Source organism: Gilliamella sp. Nev3-1 (assembly GCF_001690435.1).
In the GTDB taxonomy this organism is placed as follows: domain Bacteria; phylum Pseudomonadota; class Gammaproteobacteria; order Enterobacterales; family Orbaceae; genus Gilliamella; species Gilliamella apicola_C.
Genome location: NZ_LZHN01000004.1, coordinates 14762 through 39572 on the forward strand (window position 1 = coordinate 14762; position 24811 = coordinate 39572).

The 24811-nt window shown below is 36.6% G+C and carries 30 protein-coding genes and 1 pseudogene; 9 read left to right on the forward strand and 22 right to left on the reverse strand.

Translation table 11 applies throughout. The annotated features are described in order from the left end of the window. Nucleotides 1-33: 33 nt before the first annotated feature. The 8 genes and pseudogenes from A9G40_RS00775 to A9G40_RS00815 form a co-directional block, all read right to left on the reverse strand. Nucleotides 34-1101 (reverse strand): annotated as a pseudogene (locus A9G40_RS00775) (IS3 family transposase). 154 nt (nt 1102-1255) lie between these two features. Further along, on the reverse strand, nt 1256-2200 hold the full coding sequence (locus A9G40_RS00785) for a D-2-hydroxyacid dehydrogenase (RefSeq protein ID WP_065581482.1): 945 nt from the start codon (nt 2198-2200) through the stop codon (nt 1256-1258). Next, nucleotides 2193-2825 carry a glutathione S-transferase N-terminal domain-containing protein gene (locus tag A9G40_RS00790; RefSeq protein WP_065581483.1) on the reverse strand — a complete coding sequence of 211 codons (633 nt, stop codon included), beginning with the start codon at nt 2823-2825 and terminating at the stop codon, nt 2193-2195. The genes A9G40_RS00785 and A9G40_RS00790 overlap by 8 nt, the downstream gene beginning before the upstream one ends. Then, complete coding sequence (locus A9G40_RS00795) at nt 2822-4354, reverse strand: FAD/NAD(P)-binding protein (protein WP_065581484.1); 1533 nt, start codon at nt 4352-4354, stop codon at nt 2822-2824. Before A9G40_RS00795 ends, A9G40_RS00790 begins: the two co-directional genes overlap by 4 nt. A gap of 37 nt (nt 4355-4391) precedes the next feature. Beyond that, nucleotides 4392-5849, reverse strand: coding sequence for a CoA-transferase (locus tag A9G40_RS00800; RefSeq protein ID WP_065581485.1), 1458 nt, complete (start codon nt 5847-5849; stop codon nt 4392-4394). After that, on the reverse strand, nt 5846-6295 hold the full coding sequence (locus A9G40_RS00805; RefSeq protein ID WP_176700412.1) for a cupin domain-containing protein: 450 nt from the start codon (nt 6293-6295) through the stop codon (nt 5846-5848). The genes A9G40_RS00800 and A9G40_RS00805 overlap by 4 nt, the downstream gene beginning before the upstream one ends. Before the next feature lie 19 nt (nt 6296-6314). Beyond that, nucleotides 6315-6695, reverse strand: coding sequence for a hypothetical protein (locus A9G40_RS14850; protein WP_065581486.1), 381 nt, complete (start codon nt 6693-6695; stop codon nt 6315-6317). 2 nt (nt 6696-6697) lie between these two features. Further along, complete coding sequence (locus A9G40_RS00815) at nt 6698-7246, reverse strand: HPP family protein (protein WP_065581487.1); 549 nt, start codon at nt 7244-7246, stop codon at nt 6698-6700. Nucleotides 7247-7410: 164 nt separating this feature from the next. Here A9G40_RS00815 and A9G40_RS00820 point away from each other — a divergent pair, with 164 nt between their 5' ends. Beyond that, complete coding sequence (locus tag A9G40_RS00820) at nt 7411-8019, forward strand: TetR/AcrR family transcriptional regulator (protein ID WP_255307286.1); 609 nt, start codon at nt 7411-7413, stop codon at nt 8017-8019. A 407-nt stretch (nt 8020-8426) separates the two neighbouring features. On the opposite strand, the gene A9G40_RS00825 is transcribed toward A9G40_RS00820, so the two are convergent. Beyond that, nucleotides 8427-8699 carry a hypothetical protein gene (locus A9G40_RS00825; protein ID WP_065581489.1) on the reverse strand — a complete coding sequence of 91 codons (273 nt, stop codon included), beginning with the start codon at nt 8697-8699 and terminating at the stop codon, nt 8427-8429. 130 nt (nt 8700-8829) lie between these two features. On the opposite strand from A9G40_RS00825, the gene A9G40_RS15675 reads away from it, so the two are divergent. The 3 genes from A9G40_RS15675 to A9G40_RS00835 are packed head-to-tail and all read left to right on the forward strand — an operon-like array spanning nt 8830 to nt 9293. After that, nucleotides 8830-8946, forward strand: coding sequence for a transposase (locus A9G40_RS15675; protein ID WP_141675080.1), 117 nt, complete (start codon nt 8830-8832; stop codon nt 8944-8946). An 18-nt stretch (nt 8947-8964) separates the two neighbouring features. Continuing rightward, nucleotides 8965-9087, forward strand: a complete 123-nt coding sequence (locus A9G40_RS15680; RefSeq protein WP_442902695.1) for a hypothetical protein — start codon at nt 8965-8967, stop codon at nt 9085-9087. After that, complete coding sequence (locus A9G40_RS00835) at nt 9087-9293, forward strand: hypothetical protein (RefSeq protein ID WP_065581490.1); 207 nt, start codon at nt 9087-9089, stop codon at nt 9291-9293. The genes A9G40_RS15680 and A9G40_RS00835 overlap by 1 nt, the downstream gene beginning before the upstream one ends. A 185-nt stretch (nt 9294-9478) precedes the next feature. Here A9G40_RS00835 and A9G40_RS00840 read toward each other — a convergent pair whose 3' ends face one another. From A9G40_RS00840 to flgB, 11 genes are all read right to left on the reverse strand, one after another. Beyond that, nucleotides 9479-9859 carry a hypothetical protein gene (locus A9G40_RS00840; protein ID WP_065581491.1) on the reverse strand — a complete coding sequence of 127 codons (381 nt, stop codon included), beginning with the start codon at nt 9857-9859 and terminating at the stop codon, nt 9479-9481. 261 nt (nt 9860-10120) lie between these two features. Next, the gene (locus tag A9G40_RS00845; protein ID WP_141675150.1) at nt 10121-10312 is read right to left on the reverse strand and encodes a hypothetical protein; all 192 of its coding nucleotides are present in this window, start codon (nt 10310-10312) and stop codon (nt 10121-10123) included. A gap of 317 nt (nt 10313-10629) precedes the next feature. Next, nucleotides 10630-11679: a flagellar assembly peptidoglycan hydrolase FlgJ gene (gene flgJ, locus A9G40_RS00850; RefSeq protein ID WP_065581493.1), complete on the reverse strand. Its 1050-nt coding sequence runs from the start codon at nt 11677-11679 to the stop codon at nt 10630-10632. 27 nt (nt 11680-11706) lie between these two features. Next, nucleotides 11707-12816 carry a flagellar basal body P-ring protein FlgI gene (locus A9G40_RS00855; RefSeq protein ID WP_065568284.1) on the reverse strand — a complete coding sequence of 370 codons (1110 nt, stop codon included), beginning with the start codon at nt 12814-12816 and terminating at the stop codon, nt 11707-11709. A gap of 11 nt (nt 12817-12827) precedes the next feature. After that, the gene (locus A9G40_RS00860) at nt 12828-13505 is read right to left on the reverse strand and encodes a flagellar basal body L-ring protein FlgH (protein ID WP_065568283.1); all 678 of its coding nucleotides are present in this window, start codon (nt 13503-13505) and stop codon (nt 12828-12830) included. 22 nt (nt 13506-13527) lie between these two features. Further along, nucleotides 13528-14310, reverse strand: a complete 783-nt coding sequence (gene flgG, locus A9G40_RS00865) for a flagellar basal-body rod protein FlgG (protein WP_065581494.1) — start codon at nt 14308-14310, stop codon at nt 13528-13530. A 29-nt stretch (nt 14311-14339) separates the two neighbouring features. Beyond that, nucleotides 14340-15095: a flagellar basal body rod protein FlgF gene (locus A9G40_RS00870; RefSeq protein ID WP_065581495.1), complete on the reverse strand. Its 756-nt coding sequence runs from the start codon at nt 15093-15095 to the stop codon at nt 14340-14342. A 14-nt stretch (nt 15096-15109) separates the two neighbouring features. Then, nucleotides 15110-16321, reverse strand: coding sequence for a flagellar hook protein FlgE (gene flgE / locus A9G40_RS00875; protein WP_065581496.1), 1212 nt, complete (start codon nt 16319-16321; stop codon nt 15110-15112). Nucleotides 16322-16337: 16 nt separating this feature from the next. Then, nucleotides 16338-17057: a flagellar hook assembly protein FlgD gene (locus tag A9G40_RS00880; protein WP_065579859.1), complete on the reverse strand. Its 720-nt coding sequence runs from the start codon at nt 17055-17057 to the stop codon at nt 16338-16340. 13 nt (nt 17058-17070) lie between these two features. After that, the gene (gene flgC / locus A9G40_RS00885; protein ID WP_065579858.1) at nt 17071-17475 is read right to left on the reverse strand and encodes a flagellar basal body rod protein FlgC; all 405 of its coding nucleotides are present in this window, start codon (nt 17473-17475) and stop codon (nt 17071-17073) included. Nucleotides 17476-17480: 5 nt separating this feature from the next. After that, complete coding sequence (gene flgB, locus A9G40_RS00890) at nt 17481-17891, reverse strand: flagellar basal body rod protein FlgB (protein WP_065581497.1); 411 nt, start codon at nt 17889-17891, stop codon at nt 17481-17483. A gap of 152 nt (nt 17892-18043) precedes the next feature. On the opposite strand from flgB, the gene flgA reads away from it, so the two are divergent. The 5 genes from flgA (at nt 18044) to flhA (ending at nt 22917) form a co-directional block, all read left to right on the forward strand. Then, complete coding sequence (gene flgA, locus A9G40_RS00895; protein ID WP_065581498.1) at nt 18044-18703, forward strand: flagellar basal body P-ring formation chaperone FlgA; 660 nt, start codon at nt 18044-18046, stop codon at nt 18701-18703. 78 nt (nt 18704-18781) lie between these two features. Further along, nucleotides 18782-19075 (forward strand): flagellar biosynthesis anti-sigma factor FlgM, encoded by a 294-nt coding sequence (gene flgM / locus A9G40_RS00900; RefSeq protein WP_065581499.1) that lies wholly within the window; start codon nt 18782-18784, stop codon nt 19073-19075. Nucleotides 19076-19105: 30 nt separating this feature from the next. Beyond that, nucleotides 19106-19540 carry a flagella synthesis protein FlgN gene (locus A9G40_RS00905; RefSeq protein WP_065581500.1) on the forward strand — a complete coding sequence of 145 codons (435 nt, stop codon included), beginning with the start codon at nt 19106-19108 and terminating at the stop codon, nt 19538-19540. Between the two features lie 141 nt (nt 19541-19681). Then, nucleotides 19682-20812 carry a flagellar biosynthesis protein FlhB gene (gene flhB / locus A9G40_RS00910; protein ID WP_065581501.1) on the forward strand — a complete coding sequence of 377 codons (1131 nt, stop codon included), beginning with the start codon at nt 19682-19684 and terminating at the stop codon, nt 20810-20812. A 17-nt stretch (nt 20813-20829) separates the two neighbouring features. Further along, nucleotides 20830-22917 carry a flagellar biosynthesis protein FlhA gene (gene flhA, locus A9G40_RS00915; RefSeq protein ID WP_065581502.1) on the forward strand — a complete coding sequence of 696 codons (2088 nt, stop codon included), beginning with the start codon at nt 20830-20832 and terminating at the stop codon, nt 22915-22917. Between the two features lie 281 nt (nt 22918-23198). Here flhA and cas6f read toward each other — a convergent pair whose 3' ends face one another. Next, on the reverse strand, nt 23199-23768 hold the full coding sequence (gene cas6f, locus A9G40_RS00920; protein WP_065579853.1) for a type I-F CRISPR-associated endoribonuclease Cas6/Csy4: 570 nt from the start codon (nt 23766-23768) through the stop codon (nt 23199-23201). Between the two features lie 5 nt (nt 23769-23773). After that, complete coding sequence (csy3, locus tag A9G40_RS00925) at nt 23774-24784, reverse strand: type I-F CRISPR-associated protein Csy3 (RefSeq protein ID WP_065581503.1); 1011 nt, start codon at nt 24782-24784, stop codon at nt 23774-23776. Between the last annotated feature and the right edge of the window lie 27 nt (nt 24785-24811).

Consider the following 24811-nt stretch of genomic DNA (forward strand, 5'->3'; position numbering starts at 1 on the left):
ACCCCAAACTTAGTACACAACTCACGTAGAAAATTAAGCTGCTTGTTTTAGTGTTTTGTATTCAATCGGTGTCATGTTATTTAATGCCTCATGCGGTCTTTCGGTATTATAAATCGTTAACCATTCTTCGGTTATTCTCCTTGCTTGAGCTAAGTTGTTAAAAAGATATAAATCGAGTACCTCAGTGCGATAGGTACGATTAAACCGTTCAATATAGCCATTTTGATAAGGGCTACCGGGCTGGATATAATCAATGGCTATATCATGTGATTTAGCCCAGTTTATAAAGGTTTTTCCTGTAAATTCTGGCCCATTATCGACCCGTATTTTTAATGGATACCCATGATATTCGGCCAGTTTATCTAAGTAACGGGTAACTCTCCCTGCCGGTAAGCTTACTGCAATATCAATACCTAATGCCTCACGATTAAAGTCATCGATGACATTGAATGTCCTAAAGCGACGTTGATTACAGCGACTACCACTCATAAAATCCATTGACCAACAGTCACTTTGTTTATTGGGGACTAATAATCTTTCTGAGCATCGTGGAGGAATGCGTTTTTTACGCTTTACCCTGAGATTAAGCTTTAATTCACAATACACCCGATATACCCGTTTATGATTCCATTGATAGCCGAGCTTTCTGATACGATTAAAACATTTAGGAAAACCCCAGCGTAAATGCCTATCTGTGATAGCATTCAATACCGAAACAATCGCCGAATCATCCTGTAACTTAGCTTGATAATAGTAAGCACAACGGCTTAAACCAACAATGGCACAACTCATTGCAATAGTAACCGAATGATTTTGTTGTAGTTGCTGTGCCCACATTTTACGTGCCTTGGTGGGCACTAAAGCTTTTTTATGATTTCTTCCTGAAGCTGGGATCTTAAGCTCAGTTCGGCAAACATCTGTTTAAGCTTGCGGTTTTCAGCCTCCAGCTCCTTTAAGCGTTTGATATCCGACGTTTCCATTCCGCTGTATTTTTCTCGCCATTTATAGAAAGTTGAATTACCCATGCCATATTTACGGCACACCCGCTTCAGCTTCTTTTAAAATAGCTACGATTTGATGTTCAGTCATTTTTTTCATCATTGAATCCTCTTTTACTTTTATCATAGAGAATTTTCTACTTTTTTGCTGTACTATTTTAGGGGATAGTTACATTATGACTAATTAAAAATAACGGGAAAAGCCTTAAACTGATCAGTTTCTCACTCACTTCCCGTTTAACTATCTTGTTATTTATCTAGACGACATTGATGGGATTACCTGCAATAAAAGCATTTAAATTGTTATTTAGCCCTTCAGTTAGCCTCTGAAAGGCTTCTGAACTCCTACAAGCCAGATGTGGCGTTAAAATAAAATTACCAAGTTCTTTTTGTAACAGAGGGTTTCCATTTATAGGTGGTTCTATTGTTAGTACGTCGAATCCTGCACCTGCTATGTCCCCACGCCGTAGAGAATCAGCCAAACTTTGTTCATTCACTAATCCACCTCGACCTATATTAATCAAAAATGCTGTTTTCTTCATCTGTATTAACTCATCATGATCAATTAGATTTAAAGTCGAATCATTTAATGGGCAATGCAAAGTTAATATGTCAGCTTGACATAGAGCATCTTCAAATTTGGTATAACCAGGACGACAATTAGTTGCATCTTTGCGCTCGCTAAACAATACATTCATACCAAATGCACAAGCTAGTTTTGCAACAGCTTGCCCTGTATCTCCTTTGCCAATAATAACGAGTGTTTTACCTAAAAGTTCGTTATAGGCTGGCCCAGGGAGTGAATAAAAAGGAGACTGCTGCCATTTGCCTACATCAACACTTTGATGGTATGCGATTAATTGGTGTGATAGAGTCAACATCATCATTACTGTATGTTCGGCAACGGACTGAGTACTGTAAGCTCTGACGTTAGTGACCGTAATACCAAGTTCTTTTGCTGCATCAATATCAATATGATTAAAACCTGTTGCTGCAACTGCGATCATCTTCAATTGAGGATTACTTTGCATATGCTCCCGTGTAACTTTTACTTTATTAGTAATAACAATATCACTCCCAGCTATGGCCTCGCTTACGTCACGATCTGCACACAACTCTTGATAGATGACTTCATTTGGAAAATCTAATGTTAAAAACAGCCCGGGTACTGTGATTCCATCTAAAATTATTATTTTATGCATTTTCGTGTCCTCCACACTGAACGGCTGAGTTAGGGAGTGGAGATGTTGTTTTTACACTTTGACGAGTGTATAACTGCTTTCGTCGGTTAAACAAATTACGATAGTCCTCCTCGATGAGAGGTACGAAATTGCGCAATAGTAAATAATCAATGCAGCATAATGCTGATACATCTGACATAGAAAACGTATCTTTTTCCACGCTGTAAACCCCATTCATATACCGCAAGCAAGACTCTATTCTTCTTTTATATTTGTTCATAACATTTGAATCGACTTTATCGTTAGGTCGTTTCAGCTCCCATGAGCACAATACAGCAGTATCGAGTGCAGCATTTGCGACCGTCATTAATAACTTGTCATTAAGTGTTTCAGATTTGCTCGATAGTTCAGTATTCGGCACCATTTTTAATAAAAACTCAACTATAAGTGATGAATCAAATAAGGTGGTTTCTCCACCAATAATAAGAACAGGGATCTTTCCGATTGGATTGATACCGACTACCTTACTAGCTGATTCCCATGGAGAGTCTAATTGAAAATCATATAGTAACTCCTGTTCCTGTAAAACTATTTCAACTTTTCGAACAAAAGGACTAGTTTTATTACCTATCAATTTGATATTCATAAACTACCTCCCTCACCATAAGCATTATATCTTTCTGCATTCGCTATTTTAATCGAATGAGCACACTTTTCACTCTGAGAAATAATGATATCCAGAGCGCTAGTAAACAAAAACTTCCCACTCACAATTTCGCCAATAGCAAAGAATTTCTTATTAGCTTCATTCTCTTGGTTAAGCACAAAGTGATTTTTGTCTACATTAATCCCCCCAAATTGATGTTCCGCAGCAATGCCTTTTTTTATCAATTTAGTTAGAAGAGGCGCATCAGCTTCTGCTATATTCCTAGGACTGCCTGTTGCATAAATAATAGTATCCGCTTGTTGGATCTGGTTGGGTGAGGTTATATTAAATCCACCATCAATATTCTCAGTAACATGAGCATTACCCGTTACAAAGTCAATTTTTCCTTCATTAAAATAATGAAGCAACTTTTGTGCATTTTCTTTGGGAATAGACACCCTCATTGAGATTGCTGCGGCAAGGAGGCTTGAGAAGAAAATATTTCGTTCCTCATCCTGTATAGCATCCCAAATCAATCCTAATAAGTGGTTAGTGTTATAGAGAATAGCCTGCCAACCACGAGGTCCCTCGGCTAGGGAAATCTCCCTTGACAGGAAATCACCTAGGTCATCGATGGGAGTTGGTGGAAAGACAATTTGTTCATCCTGATCATCATTTTCTTCTTTATATGCAGTTAGCTCTTTTTTAAACAAATCCAGCAAATCTAATAATGTTATTTTTCCTTTTAGACTAATCAATTCCTTCAAAGTTGATCTATTCAAAAATTTACACTCATAGCGCCCTTGCGTGCCCCTAACGCAAGGAAAGAAACCACTACGGGAATAGATAGTTATTTTTCCACAGTGTCCATTTTCTATGAGACCAATTACTGAATCAATTGCACTTAATCTCGAACCAATGATAGCAACACTGTCTGTTTTACAAACTTTAGTCACTAAATTACTAATTGGGTAAGGATCAGGAAATAGATTAGTCCCAAGTTTTTCATTATTAGAAACTTTTCTTTTCATTGTACCGCAGGCCAACACGACGTGCTGAACTGCAAATTGTTCACCACTTTCTGTTTCCAATATATACGCTTGACCCTCCACTTGCTCGTTAATGTCAATAACATGAGCATTTATTGGTATAACTTTTATTCCATTTTGCGAAGCCTGCTTTATACTCGACCACATGGATGATTTTAGGTATAAGCCAAATAGAGAACGAGGAACATAATCATTCTCAGTATATTTTTTTGGAAATTGATGTTCGAAACGAGAATAATTTTCTAAATACCAACGGAAAAAATCACCAGGCTTATCTCTAAAAACCGTAATATACCCAGCCTTAGTATTGAGTAGATTTGAATCTAGGTCTAACGTAGAATAAGCGTTGCCTGGGCCAAATGACATGTTTTTTTCAAATAAATAGATTGTGATTTTGTTGTTCAATGTCATTTTCGATAAATTATGAAGCAATGCAATCGCAGCGGCTCCGCCGCCTATAACGCCTATAGCAGTATCCATTAATAATTTTCCTTATTAAAAAATTTTATAAATTCTTTTATAAATTCATAGTTGTGATGTTTTCTGAAATCCGTATTGGAAACGCAATTAATTGCTGTACAGAATCAGGAGAAATGTTGGGTGCAATTTCAAATAAAGTCAGCCCACTATCATCTAAACGAAACACTGCTCGTTCAGTAATTATGATGATATCCTTACAGGTAGAGCTACAATGAACTGTAATTTGTTGCACAGACTGAACAAATTTTCTGAGGCCGCCTTCACTAACAATATTTAGTCCAACATCATCTATAATCTCTACTTCCAAACCTTTGGTTGTTAACGCCCCGCACAAAACAAGTTTTTTTGCTGACTGAGCAATATTAATAAATCCTCCAGCCCCCATCAGTGTTTCACCGAATTTACTGGCGTTCACTGCGCCACTGCCATCTATTTCAGCAAAACCTAGAAATGCCACATCAATTCCTCCTCCGTCATAAAAATTGAATAAAGAGGATTGTTCTATTACGGCTTGTGGGTTGCATGATGCTCCAAATGATAAGTTATAGAGGGGATTCCCCCCAATTACACCCGATTCAATAGTCAGCGTTGCATTGCTTTTTCGTTGTTCCAACATCGCTCCTATGAGCGCAGGTATTCCGATCCCTAAATTGATAACAGCTTTCTCCGAGGGAATTTCACGCAGAGCTCTTCTTGCAATAATTGATTTGTAGAGTGCCTTTTCAGTATTATCATCCTGTAATAGTGCATGACCATATGTCTGTGGATGGATTTCATCGGAATCACTGACAACAACATAATCGACTAAAAACCCTGGTATTTTGACTGACTGAGCATCGACTTTATCGACAATTATTTTTACTTGAACAATTACTGTTCCGCCACATTTTTTGACTGCTTGTGCTTGTGCTAAGGCATCATGATAAGCTGCCTCATCTATCATGGTTATATTTCCGTTTTGGTCACATTCGGTCCCCCTAAGCAAAGCATAATCAACGCTAATCGCTGGATAAAACAAGTAATCTTCACCCTCAAAATGTTTAATTTTGACCATAGATTTACCTGATGGCGAAATAAGTCCGCCTTCATATCTCGGATCAACAAAAGTATTCATGCCTACTTTGGATAAAATTCCTGGTGAACCAGATGCAACTTCCTTATAGAGGTTACTTATGATACCTTGAGGCCAATTATGTCCCTCAAGTAATCCTTTTTTCGCCATATTGACAAGCTTCGGACACAAGCCCCAATAGCCTCCAATGGCGGAAACGACCAATCCTTTATGCGCCCATTTATTAAGTCCTGCATCAGATCTATCCCCAGCCCCTGAAGCAAACAGTAGGCTAATATTTTTTGGTGACCCAGTATTCAAATAACGCCTTTCTATCGCTTCGGTTAGTGCATCAGGGTGCCCACAGCTACCAAATCCGCCAGGAATGATCGTTGCCCGATCCGAAAGCAGTTGGGCAGCCTCATCCGCTGTTATAAGTTTCATGCATGAGCCTCATAATCTGAATTTATGTTTTTCCCCTCGTCAACCCACCCCTCAGTTAACTGTTTCACTGGGATATATCTAGATGCAAGAATTGTGCATCCCCCCTTTGATGCCATGCTGTGGCAGGTGCCTGGTGCCCGAACGATAAAGTTTCCGGCAGTAAATACTTGTCCGTTTTCGATGTAATCCCCATTCAGAACTAGAACGGTTTCAAATCCCATATGAACATGGCCAGGTACATAAGCTCCTGGTTCATATCTTAAAAATGCTAAATCGGGACCATTAGGATTGGCAATCGTTTCATCGAAAATAACAGCAATATCTACTCCTTCTCTTAATCCTTTCTGATAGGGAACAAATTGGACGTCATCAGGTAACTTGATATCCTGTGGAAAACCAAAATTAATCACAAAATCTCTTTTTTCTGGGGGTGTTTTAAATTCCATATATAGACTCCTAATATTGTTAAAGTTTGCTTCTTGTTGATTGACTAATACCATTGAACCCCCAATTGATGCCATCATTATTGACCACAGATGTATAACAAATGGCATTATCTGGAATTGAAAATTCTGTTTTAAGGTATTCCCATGTCCCACTGAGCCATGAAGAGACCTCATTTTCAGTGTTGGTTCCCGCTGTAATGAATATGGTTAGCTGATAGACAGCTCCATCTACCAAACCATTCACACCAAACCATGAGCCATGATGAGGAAGAATATTAACCACCGTCACATCTTTATTTTTACGTAAGAACTGTGAAGTCAATTCAGTCAAATTCTTTGCAATTTGTTTTAGCTTTGATTGTTCAACATCAACAGATGTTGTTAGGGATAAGATAGGCATCTTTACATTTCCTTTGTGTTTATGGTTTTGTTTTTAAATAGAGGATATCCAAACCAATAGCAAGGCCAACTCGCTCCACTACCGATATTATTGACAACTAATGCAACGAGCACTAAAACCGTAGCGCCACTGAGTACTGGTGTGAATAGAAATGTATAATCATGGGTTCCAGACATGATTATCAAGATCGGATTTGCCCCGGCCGGCGCATGAACAACTCGAAGTATTTGCATCAATGCAATAGATATTCCGACAGCCAATGCGATGAATATCATCCCATCACCGAATAAATTGACGACCAAAAGTCCCACTAGAGCTGAGATAAAATGTCCACCAATAACACTTCTCGGTTGTGCTAGAGGAGCTTTGGGGAGGGCAAACAATAAAACACATGTTGCACCAAATGGAGCCATAATTGATAGCGTCCCCCCCCAATAGGTCACCATAAACAACATTAAAATACCCAAAGTGCCACCAATAAAACCACGCAGCACCGCGATAACACCAGGCCTAGGTTGTATTACGTCTCCACCTTTCATCTTTTTTAACATTTTCGCTCCTTATTTAATGAAGATTTGCACGAAATAGTTTACATTAACTATTTAAGTAAACGATATCGTTTATGTAAATTACATTAAAAAACAATGTCGGTCAAATTATATTTATAATTATCCATTATTGGGTTGTTATGATAGAATAAGAGACCTAAGTGGAAATGATTAAAAAGAATAAGAGCAATGAGAATGAATATATGAAACTAAAGCCTGAAATTATAGACATCATACTGGATTCCGCAGAATTATTATTCAATGAGCAAGGGTACTGCCCAGTTAGTTTGGAGTTAGTTGCTGAAAAAGCAGGTGTTTCGAAAAGAACGTTGTATAAATACTTCGGCGATAAAAATGGGCTAGTCAGTAAAGTATTACTAAGAAGAGATACTTTTTTTCAAGAATCGCTCACAGATGTGATTGCTGTATTCACTGAGAAAAAAGATAAAATAAATGCCATTATTTCATGGCATATTCGCTGGTTTCACGATGATAATTATCGGGGTTGCATGTTTGTTCGTGCTCAGGTTGAATATGGTAATAAAAGTGAGGAAATTTGCGCTATCGTAAGAATGCACAAACAGTGGATTCAGAATTCGATTCATCAGTGTTTGGGTGGGACTCAATCATGTGAAGCGGCGGCTTGTTTAATTATGTTGATATTGGAGGGTATGATTACATACACTACAATTTTTGGAGTTGAAGGAAGAGATTTTACGAATGAAAAAATGTATATATATGATATTATAGATAAAATTGATATTGAAAATGCTTAAATTCTTCGAAGGGTTAAAAGCAAACCATTTAGTTCAAAATTATCCATTTTAATAACAAGGTAGCTGTTAATACGATTAGTTAATGACTACTTTGTTGGTCTTGTCATTGAAATGTAAGGATACGTAAAAATGCATTTTATGGTACTGTTCGAACCATGTTATCTATAATTCTATAATGTATTTTTCATTATTCGTTTAGACTAAATCAACTTCAAAAATTGCATTTTTCCCTGCTCTAAATTTGTACTCAAACAATAGTCATGATGATTATTAGTATTTTCAGTACAAATTAGTACGAATATCTCTTTTTTTAATTGATTTATAACAATATATATATGAATTAGGATAAACAACTAGAAACCATGTGCATCATATCGTAATAAATATGGACTGTTATTCAAATCTTATTATGTTTCAAACAATATATATTGTTTGAAAATTGGATTATCATCAGAAGTGCGTTCACTTTCGTTTAATTTAAACGTCAGGCTTTCCTTAAACTCACCGATTTCAGCCTCTACACTTAATTCATTTGAGGACTCCTCAGGAACTAATTGTTTACCGATCTGGCTCCAATTTTTTCCTGTCTGTTTGCGTAATTCATCCGCTTCTTCGGTTGTATATTCATAACGCCGTTTTCTATCTTCAACCTTAGCTGTGCTGACTTCCTTGCCAAACACAAATTTTATTTTTAACTTATAATCGGGATAAACAAATAAACTTGTTATATGAACAGCATAACTATCCCCTAAAATAGTACAGCAAAAAAGTAGAAAATTCTCTATGATAAAAGTAAAAGAGGATTCAATTATGAAAAAAATGACTGAACATCAAATCGTAGCTATTTTAAAAGAAGCTGAAGCGGGTATTCCCGTTAAAGAACTGTGCCGTAAATATGGCATGGGTAATTCAACTTTCTATAAATGACGGGAAAAATAGGGCGGTATGGAAACTTCAGACATCAAACGTCTAAAAGAACTCAAGGCGGAAAACAGTAAGCTTAAACAGATGTTTGCCGAACTGAGCTTAAAATCCCAGCTTCAGGAAGAAATCATAAAAAAGCTTTAGTGCCCACCAAGGCACGTAAAACGTGGGCACAGCAACTACAACAAAATCATTCGGTTACTATTGTTATGAGTTGTGCCATTGTTGGTTTAAGCCGTTGTGCTTACTATTACCAACCTAAGTTGCAGGATGACTCCGTAATTATTTCGGTGTTGAATGCTATCACAGACCAGCATTTACGCTGGGGTTTTCCTAAGTGTTTTAGTTGAATATAAATGGAAAGGGAAAAATAAGCTAGAGATTATACAATATTTTGATGGTGGAGAGACTTATTACACATTTGTTAATCAAGAAAAGAGAACAAAATTAATAACCAAATTTTCGCCAGATTAAGAAATGATACAAAATGGTAGCTTGTATATTAATTCTACCGTGGTGATTTATAATAAACAGACTACTGTTTATCTAAAATATCAACAGAAAATCTATCAATATTGCACTTTATAAAGTCGCCACTTAGATAAGAAAAATCATAAAATAGATCATCTTGAAAAACTAAATTTGGTAATATTAATTTATTTTCAAATAAGTATCCGTTGATATGATGGGTAAACGTGTCTTGTTGTTGTTTAATGATAAAGCATTTATCTTTAGATAATTCTGGTTTTATTTTATTAATAAAACACAAGCCAAGCTCTAATAAGTAAATATTACCCGTGTTAAGCGCCCAAGGAGAAGAGTTAATAAAACAACAGAGTTGATACTGTCCAAAAGCGAAAGTAGCCTGCTCCTCAATATAGGGATCAAAGGCAATTAACTTTGCGTAATATTTCATTATTCCTCCCCTAATTGTTATACACGAACTAAGATAACTACGTTTACCAATGAGACTAGAACATAAAGCCATTTATCCTACCAATTTTAGCATCTCTTGTGAATATTATCATTTTGGCTGTGCTGCCTAACATTCAATATCATCGATGACTTCATCGTGAGATGTTAAACATTGGTATTGCTCTTAATTTACCAGAAGGAAGAGATTTAAAAATCCACATTAAAAAACTTCAATAAAATCAATATGTTTTCTGAACCATTTTTATTGTTTTACTTTAGCCTTAATCAACAATTGCTTGTGTTTAAAATCAATGCTTATGCCATTTTTACTAATAAAATCAAAATATAGCAATTTATCAGGCTTAAATTCAGTGGAAAAGAAATCTAACATAACAACTTCAATATTATCATGAACAACATTATTTACTTTAGAGGTAGCACTATTGAAAATCATTTTATAATTTTTGATAACATCAGACAGATCTATAACCAAACCCTTATCATTCAAAATGACCTTAGCACCCACTTGTTATCTAATTTAGCAACAACGTTTCCCCTTCAATGTTTACTGGTACTTTAACGCATCAAAAAGGGGAAAGATATTATTACGGCAATCCTTTCTGTCGCAATATCACACCCTAAACGGCATCTCATATCAAACCCCTATTTAACTATATCTACCTAGCTATCAACAGCTTGAATTTCAACTTGAATTAATGGGTAACGTGGCAAAAAACTGCGGTTCCCAGTATTGGGCGCTTAATCCTATTATCAATTAAATGCAACTTGCTTAAAGCCTGATATGGCCGTTGGCTGGCTATTTTTTGCAATTTTTTCAATACGACTAATGATTTGGATAAGTTTGTCGCTATAGTTAGGATCGGTTGCATAATGTGCTGCTTGCAACTCTTTAGCTGCTGTTCTGGCATCAGGAGCTTTAACTACTGCGCGGTAGCGAGGGTTTTTGGTTAATAAATTAAGGTAATCGGTGATTGCATGTTGTTTGCTATTATAGACTCTAAATTCATCTTGAATTTTTATCATATGGTTATCAATGAATTCTTGCGTTGTTAAACGCGTTGAACGCCCTTGCCATGATGGAGTTGCCTTTATACCAAAATAATTATAGCTTGATTGATTAGGTTCTGTCTTGATTTGTTTTTGCCCCCAGCCTGTTTCTAATGCAGCTTGTGCAATAATGATTTCATAAGGAATTCCCGACTGTTTAGCAGCCTGCTTGGCTGGCTCAAGCCATTCTTTCACAAATTGGGTAACATGATTTTCATTTGTATTATCACGCGTTGTTTTTGATACTTTTTCGTTATGCTGACTTTCAAGCATGTTGTTAGCACTACGATATAGCATTTGCCCTAATGCTTGAGGTGATATGTTAGATGGAGCCTGACTAAATAAAGATTGGGCTAATTGAAGATTTTGCGCAGTATTGTTTGTATTAGATTGTAAGTGATTATTAGATTGTAAGTTAGTATTAGAGTGCAAATTAGCATTAATTGATGATCTATTAGTTAACTGCTTAGTAAGCATATCAGATAAACCCAACCCTTTACCCGCAGCTTGTTGCGCAATTTGCTGATCAAACATTGCAGTAAATAGTTGTGAAGCAGATTGACTAAATAAACCGCTTTCAGGCACCGCTTTGCGCATACTTTGCATCATCATATTAATAAATAAGGACTCAAATTGCTCAGCAACTTGCTTAATACCTTGAGCAGAACCATTAGCAACATTGCGCTTTAGCTGGTTTAGCCCTGAAAAGTCATAAGCAAAGCGATTAAAAGGTTGTCCAATTTTATTATTCATAATGTCATTTCTTTTATAAATCGTTTTTTAGATAGTTTCCAATGAAGCATGCAAACAGCCCGCCGTCTTTAAGGCTTCAAGTATCGACATTAACTCAGTAGGATTAGCGCCTAATAAATTTAGCGAATTAATCACTCGGTTTAAATCAGTGCCCGATGCGATGTTATGTAATGCACCACCTTCTTGCTCAACACTGACTTGGTTATCAGGCGTAACCACTGTTGCACCGCCCGCTAAAGGTGTATTGGGTTGGCTGACTTTTAATTTACTATTTACAACAACAGATAAATTGCCATGTGCTACGGCGCAATTATCCAATTTAACCTTTTGATTCATGACCACAACACCTGTTCTTGTGTTGATGACCACTTTTGCTGAAATAGGGGTTGTGCCAATTTCAAGATCTTGTATTCGAGAAAGTAACTGCACTCGAGTTGTATTTTCTTTTGGCATCTGTAGTGCTATTGTTGTACCATCTAGTGCAACCGCAGTGTTTTTTTGTAACTTGTTAATGACATCAGCAATTTTTAAGGCACGGGTAAAATCAAATTGATTAAGATGTAAGTGGATAACATTTCGTTCATCTAAACGGGTTGCTAGTTCTCGTTCAATGGTTGCCCCATTAGGTATAGTTGCACCGGCCGTTTGATTAACACTGACACTACTTCCTTTACTACTTGCGCCCATTCCCCCCACAAAAAGATTGCCTTGCGCAATAGCATAGACTTGATTATCAGCCCCCTTTAATGGCGTCATGATCAATGTGCCACCACGTAAGCTTTTTGCATTACCAAGCGAAGATACCACCACATCGATTTGTTGCCCAACGCGTGAATAAGAAGGCAATTTTGCAGTCACCATAACTGCAGCAACATTTTTTAATTGCATATTGCTGCCTGTTGGCACAGTAATCCCTAATTGGGATAGCATATTAGTGATACTTTGGATAGTAAAAGGTGTTTGTGATGTTTGATCGCCTGTGCCATCAAGCCCAACAACAATCCCATAGCCAACTAAGGCGTTTTCTCTTACCCCTTCAATGGTGACCAAATCACGTATACGCTCAGCATGACCATTTGGTATAACCAATATCATCATCAAGGTAAAGCAGAAAAAAGGACGCAATTTTTTTATCATAATGAGACTCATTAAAATGGTGAAAGATTTAAGAATAATCGCTGTAACCAGCCCATTGTTTGCGCTTCATCAATGTAACCATTACCCACATATTCAATGCGTGCATCAGCAACTTGCGTTGAAATTACCGTATTATTGCCGCTGATGGTTCTTGGATTAACAACACCAGAAAAGCGTATGAATTCAGTGCCTTGATTAATTGCAATCTGTTTTTCACCAATCACTTTCAAGTTACCATTGATCATGACATCTTGAACGGTGACCGTGATTGTGCCACTAAAGGTATTTTTAGCATTAGCGCCACCAGATCCCTTAAAGTCATTGTCACCAGACATTTCGGTATTGGCTTTACCACGACCCACTAGCCCATCAAGAAATGTCGGTATGGTTTTTACCCCTAAATTCACCGAGCCATTTCGTCCAGCATTAACAGATGAGCTTTTGCTAGCGCTCACGTTTTCTTGTAAAACAATAGTTAACACATCGCCAATATTGCGCGGGCGACGATCTTCAAATATCGGCTGATAACCAAAGCTACTGGGCTGGCTAGCTTGATAAATTGAACCATTATTGTTCACAGTTTCTGGCATTTGTGGAACAATGCTCGTTTTACCCTCAACTAAGGCTTGTTTAGGTAATTGAGCACAGCTAAACAAAAAAAATGCAATTAAAATATAAAAATATCTCATTACGCTTATTATATTGTTAAATTTATAACTGATTTAAACGTTGCAACATTTGGTCTGATGTTGAAATCGCTTTACTGTTAATTTCGTAAGCGCGTTGAACTTGGATCATATTCACCAATTCTTCAGCAACATTGACATTAGATGTTTCGATATAACCTTGATATAGCAACCCTGCGCCGTTTAATCCTGGCGTATTTTCAGTGGGAGCACCTGAACTTTCCGTTTCTAAATAAAGGTTTTCGCCCATGCTTTCAAGCCCAGCATCATTAATAAAAGTATGTAATGTTAATTGACCAACTTGCACTTGTGTTGACTGATTAGCTAACGTCACATTAACCACACCATCACGTGCAACCGTCATTTTGATTGCATTGGATGGAATACTAATAGTTGGCTGAATTTCATATCCCGCAGCGGTTACCAATTGACCATTTTGGTTGACTTGAAATGCGCCGTTGCGTGTATAAGCTTGCGTTCCATCAGGTAATAGCACCTGAAAAAAACCTTGTCCATTAATTGCAATATCACTGCTGTTATCCGTTGCTTCTAAATTACCTTGGCTATGAACCCGCTCTGTTGCAACAGGACGAACACCTGTACCTATTTGCAAACCTGATGGTAGTGTTGTTTGTTCTGAAGACTGCGCACCGGGTTGACGAACAGTTTGGTATAATAAATCTTCAAATACAGCACGTTGCCGTTTAAAACCACTGGTACTCACATTGGCAAGATTATTGGAAATAATATCCATATTCATTTGTTGTGCGGTTAAGCCTGTTTTGGCAATCCACAATGATTTAATCATAGTTTTTCCTACTTAAATTATTAATAAAGCTAAGTTAACGATAAAATTTGGTTCGCTTTTTGTGCATTTTCATCCGCAGTAGTGATTTCTTTCATCTGCATTTCAAATTGGCGAGCGTGGCTAATTAAATCAACCATAGCAGTAACAGGATTAACATTACTTCCTTCTAATACGCCAGACATCAGCTTAGCTTGTGGGTTATCTGGCATCACCATACCGTTTTCATTACGCGCCTGTTCGGTTAATTGAAAAAAGCCATTATCACCACGCACTATTTGATAAGGTTCAATATGGACTTTTTTTATTTTACCGACTTGAGCTATGGTCGTTGGTTTATCTCCTGCCCCTAATGCTGAAAGTGTGCCATCACTGCTAATACTCACTTGAGATTTTTGTGGCACAGTCAATACACCACTATCACCAAGTAATGGGTAGCCTTGTATGTTAAGTGTACCATTTTCGTCAATTTCAATGGCACCATTGCGAGTGTACGCTTCGCTACCATCGGCTAATTGCACTGCCAACCAGTTATCTTCTGCCAAAGCAACATCGAGATTTCTACCTGTATAGTTAAATGCCCCCATTGTCGAGTCAAACGTTGGGGTTGTTGCAACCACCATGGTTCGGGTGGGCGTATCATTGCCGACAATAGGAACAGCTTTCATCGTCGTCAATTGTGCACGAAACCCTGTCGTAGAAACATTAGCTAGATTATTGGTAGTAATTGACTGCCGATTTAATGTCTGGCTTGCTGCCGACATGGCTGTATAAATAACACGATCCATAAATAGCCTTTATACTAACGCAAATTCACTAGCGTATTGAGAATTTGATCTTGCGTTTTAATTGTTTGCGAATTAGATTGGTAATTTCGCTGAGCTACAATCATATTCACTAATTCCTGACTCATATCAACATTTGACGATTCAAGCGCGCCACTGGCTAATGATCCAAAAGTGCCTGAATTTGCCACGCCTAATACTTCACCACCAGAATTAATGGTTGATCGCCAGTTATTGTTTCCTGCTGATTCAAGCCCGTTAACATTGGCAAAATCAGCCATCGCAATTTGACCTAATAACATTGTCTGTTGGTTAGAATACACACCATAAATAGAGCCATCATCATTAATGCTATAACCGACTAAATCACCCGGCGCATAACCATCAACCACAGGCGTTTTAATACTACCGAGTTCTTTACCCATATTTTGCTGAGAACTATTCGCTAATGATAAAGTAAAGGTGTTGTCAGCCGAGCCATTTAATCCATTAATATTAATGGTCATTTCAGGATCGCTAATTAATTTGCCTGAAGAATCAAACTCCATTTTACCTACTTTTTGTAAAGTGGCTTTAGGATCACTACTATCAAGACAGTGAACATCCCATTGGTTATCCGCAGTTTTAACATAAAAGAGCTGAACATTACGTTGATTACCAAGCGAATCATAAGTCGTAATGGTTGTGGAATAATTGAAAGTATCAGCATCAAGTGCATTGATTGGTTGTTTGGCTGGAACTTTACTATTAGAGTTTAAGTTGGTTTGTAAAGTAGCTTTTGTTGTCGCTGTAGCATTTAACATTTCCTGTGAAATTTTTAATGGAACAGGCGCTGCACCTTGTTGCACTTTGGGCGGTGTTCCTGTTGCAAGATATCCCGTTAACTGAAGACCATCAGCAGAAACAATATTTCGCTCAGCATCTAACTGAAATTGCCCATTACGGGTATAGAAAACTTGACCACTACTATCCACTAAACGAAAAAAACCATTACCCGAGATAGCAACATCTAAACTGTTGTTGGTTGTTGTTGTTGCTCCATCATTAAAATTTTGCATAACCGCAGCCACTTTTACCCCCATACCAACTTTTGAGCCAGCATAGATATCAGCAAAGGAAATACTGGCACTTTTAAAGCCTACCGTTGCAGAGTTAGCGATATTATTACCAATGACATCTAATTGTTTTGATGCGGCATTCATGCCACTTACCGCTTGAGAAAATCCCATTTGAAGTTTATCTCCTTTAAAGAATTTGACGTACTTCGTCAATACTAATTGAACCAAGTATTCCTAAATCAAGTAATACTTTATTATTAACTTTGCTATTAATAACACCGTATACCACTGAATAGGATAATGAAGTAGATGACACTTTTTGCCCGTCACAACTTGCGTTAACTGAAAAAGTATAACTACCATCTGGCGCTACCGTTCCATCTGAAAGCATACCATCCCAAGTAAAAGAACTTACACCTGCGGGAATTGCGCCTAAATCAACTTCTCGCACCACATTACCCTTGTCATCTTGAATCGTAATAACAACTGAGTCTGCATCACGAACTAACTCAAAACCAAAAGGTGTTGTAATGGTTTCTTTTCCTGCCTCTGAAGCTTCTTGCTCAGACGTTGCAACTAAAATTTTATTGCCAGGCACCATTACACCTTTACCAATCATGTTGCTAGCGTTAACCGATAAGCTATCATCGATCTGACCTGAAACCATCCCTAATGTTGTGTTAAGCCGTTCTATACCGGCTAAAGTATTAATCTGAGCAAGTTGTGATGTTAACTGGCTATTATCCATTGGATTGGTCGGATCTTGGTTTTTCATTTGTGCAATTAATAACGTTAAAAAATTATCTTGCAATTCTTTACTTGAATTACCATCAGATGTACTTTTTTGCGTCGTTTGTGGGCTTTTTACCCCTGGTGACTGTGAAACGAGTACATTAGATACGCCCATCGGTTACTCCTTATTATTGCCCTAATGTAAGGGTTTTTAGCATTAAACTTTTTGCCGTATTAATCACTTCTATATTGGCCTGATAACTACGTGAAGCCGAAATGGTATTAACCATTTCGGCAACAACATCAACATTCGGTTTTTGAATATAACCTTTTGCATCGGCCAAGGGGTGATGTGGTTCATACACTAGATTCATCGGTGAGGGATCTTCAATGACTTGCGACACTTTCACACCTGCAATTGGGTTGGTCTGACCTTTATCATCCACTTGAAAAATCACTTGTTTAGCTCGATAAGCTTCACCAGACGTGCTTGTAATACTGTCAGCATTGGCTAAATTACTGGCACTGACATTCATTCGTTGGGTTTGCGCCATTAATGCCGACCCTGAAATAGCAAAAATAGAAAAACTCATTACACTTATCCTTGTTGTAATACCGACATCACATTTTTAAATTGTTCACCTAAAAACGTTAAATTACTCTGATAGTGAATACTATTGTCAATAAACGCGGTACGCTCTTGATCCATTTCGACCGTATTACCATCAGCCGATGCTTGATAAGGAATACGATAAAGTACATTTTGATTAAGTGTGATTGGTGCTTTTACCTGAATATGGTGATTTGAGGTAATATTGAGCCCAACGGGATTAATATTACTCTGATTATTAATCGCTTTGCTTAACTCAGCATTAAAATCAATATCTTGAGCCTGATAGTTAGGTGTATCGCTATTAGCAATATTTGCCGCTAAAATATTTTGTCGCATTTCGCGTATATTCAATGCTTGTTGGTGAAAATTAACCCAGTTATCCAATTTATCAAACATAAAATCATCTCACTTTTTTTGATAATGAGGATTTTAAGCGAATAAAAAAAAAGTCATCGCGCAAATAACGGTAAAAATTGCCCTTATTTCAAGATTCACTTCACGCAATCATAAAGTACAATCAACTTATCACTAATTGAATGCCGATCAATATGATTAAGATTGCAAAACTAATACTAACTGTTGTTATGCTATGTAACTGGAATAGTGTTTTAGCTAGTTGTCTTGATAAACAAATTAACAATTTAATATCTCAGCAGTTTAACCATAAAGTAGAGGATATTTTAATTACTTACCTTACCCCTAAACCGCAATTGAGTTGCGATACCCCAATACTTTCATTATTGAATAAAAAAAAGCCATGGGGAAACATGACCATTTATGCTCAATGTGATAATAAGAAAAAATTTATGCGGATTAATGTGGCTGTCATAAGTAATTATGTTGTGGCTAAGCAAGCAATAAGTGCAGGAACTGTAATTAACGAAGATCATATACATATACAATCAGGCAGGCTAGATAAACTACCTGCTACAATCATTTTAAATAAAGCCGATATTCTTAATCATATTGCATTAAGAAATATTGATCACAATGAACCAATAAAAACAACCATGCTTCAAAAAAATTGGCTCGTAAAAGCTGGGCAACAAGTTAAAGTGATAATAAATGGCGATGGGTATGAAATAGCCACTAAGGGGAAAGCGCTAAGCAATGCAGTATTAAATGATAAAGTTAAAGTTAAAGTTAATTCTGACAATATTGTTGAAGGCACGTTAACTTATCAAGGAGTAATCATTTTCAATAAATAATATTAATGATTTTTTTATTATTGCCGATAATAACATTAAACCAGTCACTTAAATCGTAAATTTGATTAAAGGTATTTTATGAGTATAGATGTAACAAAATCCATCACAACCATATCAGGCATAGTTAGCCGTGATATAGTTAATGAGCAACAGAAAAATCATACTGCATCTGTACCATCAAAAATGAGTGCTAATGCAAGTACCACCGTGAGTATAACTCAAGACGCAATGCACCTTTTACACGCAACTGACAAAGACGTTGATGAAGAAAAAATCGAAAGAATAAAACAGGCAATTACTAACGGTACATTGGCTATTGATACGCATAAAATTGCCGATAAATTGATAAAACAATTACTAGAAGATATTTGAAAATAAGTCAGATTTACAAGGGATACCAAAATGTTAGCACTCAATGACATCCTAAATAAAATAACAGAAATGTTACAAACACTTTCAACAATTCTACAAACAGAGCAGCAACTATTAATTGAAAATAGTACAACCAATCAGTTAAATGATATTATCAATAAAAAAAATGAGTTACTCATTCAATTAAAGTTACTTGATGAAAAACGGATAAAATTAAATAAACAATTTAATATTCAACCGCCTTATATAGAGAACTCAGCAATCGCAACACATTGGCAATTAATTACTGATAAAACAAAATTGTTAGCCAATATAAATCGCGATAATGGATTAATTATCCAAAATCGTATGAATATAACCCAACAAACGATTAATTATCTTAAAGGCCTAAATAGCCCTGCTATTTATACTAATAATGGTTATCAACAAACCGATGTTATCTTATCTAAGCGAGCCAAAGTTTGAGAAAATTGATCTTTGTCGATGGTAAACGAGATAAATACCCCCAAAAATGCCCTCTTATTAAGCCAATAACCTATTAGCGATTAGTTCATACTGTTAGCATGGTAAACGTTAATTAAACTATGAAGTTTCATTTAATTCATCATGGCTGACGATAATGATCTAGATAAAAGCGAACATCCCACCGATAGCAAAATAAAAAAGGCTAGGGAAAAAGGACAGATCCCTCGATCTCGTGAATTAACTTCGTTATTAATCTTGTTAATCGGTACGATATTATTTTGGTTGATGGGCTCATATTTAGTTAACCAGTTAATCGCAATCATAAAAACGGCAATGAAGTTTTCGTACAAAGTCAAAGATGAGAAGTTAATCATCTCCAATTTAGTTAACTCATTCACCCATGGTTTTTTGTCAATTGCGCCAATTTTTTTGGGTTTAGTGATTATTGCTCTCTTTGCACCACTTTGTGTGGGGGGATTGCTTTTTAGCCTACAATCAATTAAACCAAATTTTAAAAAACTCAATCCAATATCTGGGTTGAGTAGGTTATTTAGTACTAAAATTTTTTCTGAGTTACTAAAAAGTATACTTAAAGTTATTTTAATTGCTATCACTTCAACATTGTTTTTAATGCACCATTTTCCTGACATGCTTTCGTTGCCCCATATGTATTTAAATGATGCACTAGCTAAAGCAATACAGTTAGTGATCCTTTGCGCAATACTAAGCGTTATATCGTTAATACCCATGGTGGGTTTTGACATCTTTCATCAAATATGGAGCAATTTAAAAAAACTGAAAATGTCAAAACAAGAAATTAAAGATGAGTTTAAAGAGCAAGAGGGAAATCCGCAAATTAAAGGACGTATTCGCCAAATGCAACAAGCAATTGCTAGGCGACGAATGATGAAAGATGTGCCAAAAGCCAATGTCATTGTTACCAACCCAACCCATTACGCCGTTGCTCTGCAATATGATGAAAAAACAATGATTGCACCAAAGTTATTGGCAAAAGGTACTGACAAACTTGCACTGCGCATTAAAGAAATTGCTAATAAACATGACATTCCCCAATTAGAAGCCCCTCCTCTTGCGCGGGCTTTATATCGCCATGGCGAAATAGGGGAAACGATTCCAACTGAATTATATACTGCTGTCGCACAAATATTAGCTTGGGTATATCAATTAAAACATTGGCATAAATACGGCGGTGATAAACCACCTGTGCCGAATAATTTACCTGTACCTGAATCATTATCCGAAAATAAATAAAGGTAATTACTAATCTTATGATTAAATCTAAACTACTAACTTTATTATCAATAAATACATTAAAGAGTGGACATTATCAGATCTTAGCTGGCCCAATGCTAATCTTATTGATTCTTTCAATGATGGTATTACCACTTCCGGCATTTATTTTAGATCTATTTTTTACGTTTAATATTGCGTTATCAATTATTATATTAATTGTGGCATTATTTACTAAACGCGTGCTTGATTTTGCAGCATTTCCAACTGTTTTATTGTTTGCAACTTTACTAAGGCTATCGTTAAACGTTGCATCGACACGAGTGGTATTACTAAAAGGGCATACGGGTAGCGCTGCAGCTGGGCGAGTTATTGAAGCCTTTGGGCACTTTTTGGTTGGTGGTAATTTTGCTATCGGTATCGTCGTATTTATCATTTTAGTTATCATTAACTTTATGGTCATCACCAAGGGGGCAGGTAGAATAGCTGAAGTTGGTGCACGCTTTGCTTTAGATGGTATGCCAGGTAAACAAATGGCTATTGATGCCGATCTTAACGCTGGCTTAATAGGAGAAGACGAGGCCAAAGCACGCCGAGCTGAAGTAAGTCAAGAGGCAGATTTTTATGGCTCAATGGATGGTGCCAGTAAATTTGTCCGTGGCGATGCTATCGCTGGGTTATTGATAATGGCAATTACCATTATTGGAGGGTTACTCGTTGGAGTTATCCAACATGATATGACACTATCTGATGCGAGTAAAACCTATGTATTACTCACTATTGGTGATGGGTTAGTTGCGCAAATTCCTTCATTAATCATTTCAACAGCAGCTGGTGTAATTGTTACGCGTGTATCATCACAAGACAATATCAGCGAACAAATGCTCAGCCAGCTATTTAACAATCCACAAGTATTAATTTTAACCGCGGTTGTCATTGGTTTACTTGGGCTAATTCCTGGTATGCCCAATTTAGTATTTTTACTCTTTACCGCTATTTTATCATCACTTTCTTGGTGGCTAACTAAACAGAGAAAAACACAACAAACAACGCAACCCAAACAAGTTAATGCACAAGCAACTACACCAACCAATATCGAAGCGACGTGGTCAGATGTTAATATTGAAGATATATTAGCAATGGAAGTAGGATATGGGCTTATCCCTATGGTAGATCAAACCCAAAACGGTGAATTGCTCAGTCGGATCCGCAGTTTACGCAAAAAATTTGCGCAAACACTGGGATTTTTACCGCCCCAAGTTCATATAAGAGACAATCTTTCATTAGCACCTTATCAATATAAGATATTTATCAAAGGTGGCGAAATCGGCAAAGGTGAAATTGTTAATAATAAATGGTTAGCTATTAATCCGGGTAATGTCACCGAAACTATCGAAGGTATTCCAACAACTGAACCCGCCTTTGGATTACCTGCAATATGGATTGATGAAAGCAATAAGGAAAATGCACAAATATTAGGTTACACTGTTGTGGATACAAGTACCATGATTGCCACTCATTTTAATCATTTATTACAACAATTTGCCAGCGATCTATTAGGGCGCTTAGAAACCCAAGAGTTGCTCGAAAGAATCAAACAAGATATTCCAAAACTAGTGGAAGATTTTATCCCTGGGGTTATTACACTAACCACTTTTCATAAAATATTACAAAACTTGATCGCCGAAAAAGTATCAATTCGTGACATGCGTACCATTATTGAAACAATCTGTGAACATGCGCCTACCCAAAATGATGCTTATCAATTACTTAGTATGGTCAGAATGGCTTTAGGCAGAGTTATCACCCAACAATGGTTTCCAGGTTCAGATCCAATCAGTGTAATAGGATTAAATATCAATTTAGAACGCTTATTATTACAAGCTCTACAAAATACAAGCAATTTTGAGCCAGGACTAGCTGAGCATATCATAGAGCAAGTTAAGCAAGCCATTAATCAACAAGAAGCAATCGGTGCTCCACCAGTATTATTAGTGAACCATACACTAAGACCGATGCTGTCACAATTTTTAAGGCCTAACTTTCCTCAATTAGTGGTACTATCGAATTTAGAAATTACCGATAATCGAGAGATAAAAATGAGTACACAAATTGGCGCAGAATAGTTACTTGATGATACTAATAATAAAGTGTTTCAGTTAATAAAAACTAGAAACACTTTTTTCTAAACTGCCTATACGGCAGTAAACACTGATAACGCAGGTAATCCGTATTGATGAATTTTCTAAACTGCCTATACGGCAGTAAACTAGAGTTTTTTTGCAAAATTGCCTTATTGTAAAAGAGCTTTTGATATTTTACCTTATTTTTACCCTTTTTTTGATCTCATATTAATATCTATAATAATCAATTAGTTAAAATTATCTTCAAAAAAAGGGTTGCCAATTTAAAAATCGGGAACGGTAGCTGTTTGGCTTAACCCATAGCTATTAAATGTACCTGATACAGGTTTTAAGCATTTTTCTTGTTTTAGCCATAGAATAAACTTTTGCCCTGTACTTTTACTGGCAAGGTGAATATGAGGATATTGCAAATTAACGCTTCCCCATTTTTCTATCATTTTTTGTTTAACCTCTGCCGACCATTTACCTTGTGCTGTTAATCGTTTTTCAGCACGCCTCAATGCGCTTTGCCCTTTTGGATGAATACGAATTAAACGTAAATAACCTTTTATCGTATCGGGAATAGCTTCAATAGACATCGGTAAAGCATAATCACTAATTGATGATTTTTGCTGTATATCTGCTTTAAGGTTTTGTAGCTCCTGCTCGGTACCAAATAGGCGAATTACTCCGCCTAATGTTCGGTGCACATTATAGCAAGGAAAGCTTATTGCAATATTTCCTTGGTGATTGACCAAAATTTGATGTAATGATTGCATCACTTGATTCATCACATCCACTTCGGTTATTTCAATTTGCGAAATCGCTCGCAGTTCTAAATAGTGTGAGTGCATCTTATTTACTCCTTACCGCTGGCACCAAATACACCACCACGAATTAATACCGCAATCACATAATGTTGCTGATCAAGCAATGGTTTTTCACCTTTTAATACCCAATTATCAAATAAGGTATAAAAGTCTAATTTCTGTTTTGGTTGACGGAAAGCATGCCCCATTGAAGTCACTGAGCCATACGGTTCTATTGCGATTGGGAATTGTGCATTATCTTGATACCACGTATCAATGGTTCGAATGGCATTACTGACTTTTTGGGAATGCATGGCCGCTTGTTTATTTTTTTCGTAGAGTACTTTGCTTTTTGTTTTACCTGTATCTAAAATTAATTCTTGTGATGGGTAAACTTCTTGCCCTAAGCCCATTTTCAGTTTGGCTTCAACGTTAAAAATCACAAACTCTTTACCGGATAATCCTGCTTCAATCAGTTTAGCAAGATCATTTACCGATTTATCATCATAATCAAATGAGTTAAGTTGATATTGTTTAACATCATTGACGTCAATCATTGACTTTTTATCATCTTTTCGAGTAATCGATAAGCTAATTTGCTCCGCTGCCATACGGTTACGCCATAACCAACGACCATTTAAGATATTAATGGCATAACGCTTAGCCAACGCAGTTAACCCTTGTGTTTGGATATAATCTTGCGTTGTTTTTTCTAACGCTTCTTGATATTCAATTTCATTACATACCGACGGTTTACCCAAAAAAGGTAACACTTTACAGCTCCATTTAACCACTAAAGTCTCTTTATCGGCATCTAATGCTGCAACATCAACTGTTTGTAAATTTGGTTTTTGTATTTCAGCATCTAATTTGGTTGGATCGTTGGCTACTGCATTTTTTAGACGATTTGAAATAGTGCCTCGGACTGATTTTTCAGTGACCACGACAGGGAATAATTTATTGCTATCTTTAGGATCCTGCTGTGCAAAAATGGCATCTGAAATATCAAAACTACGTTCAAAAGCAAGTACGCTGGCGGTGGTAATTTTATCTTTACTCATAATGTATTCCTTATTCTATAATTTTCT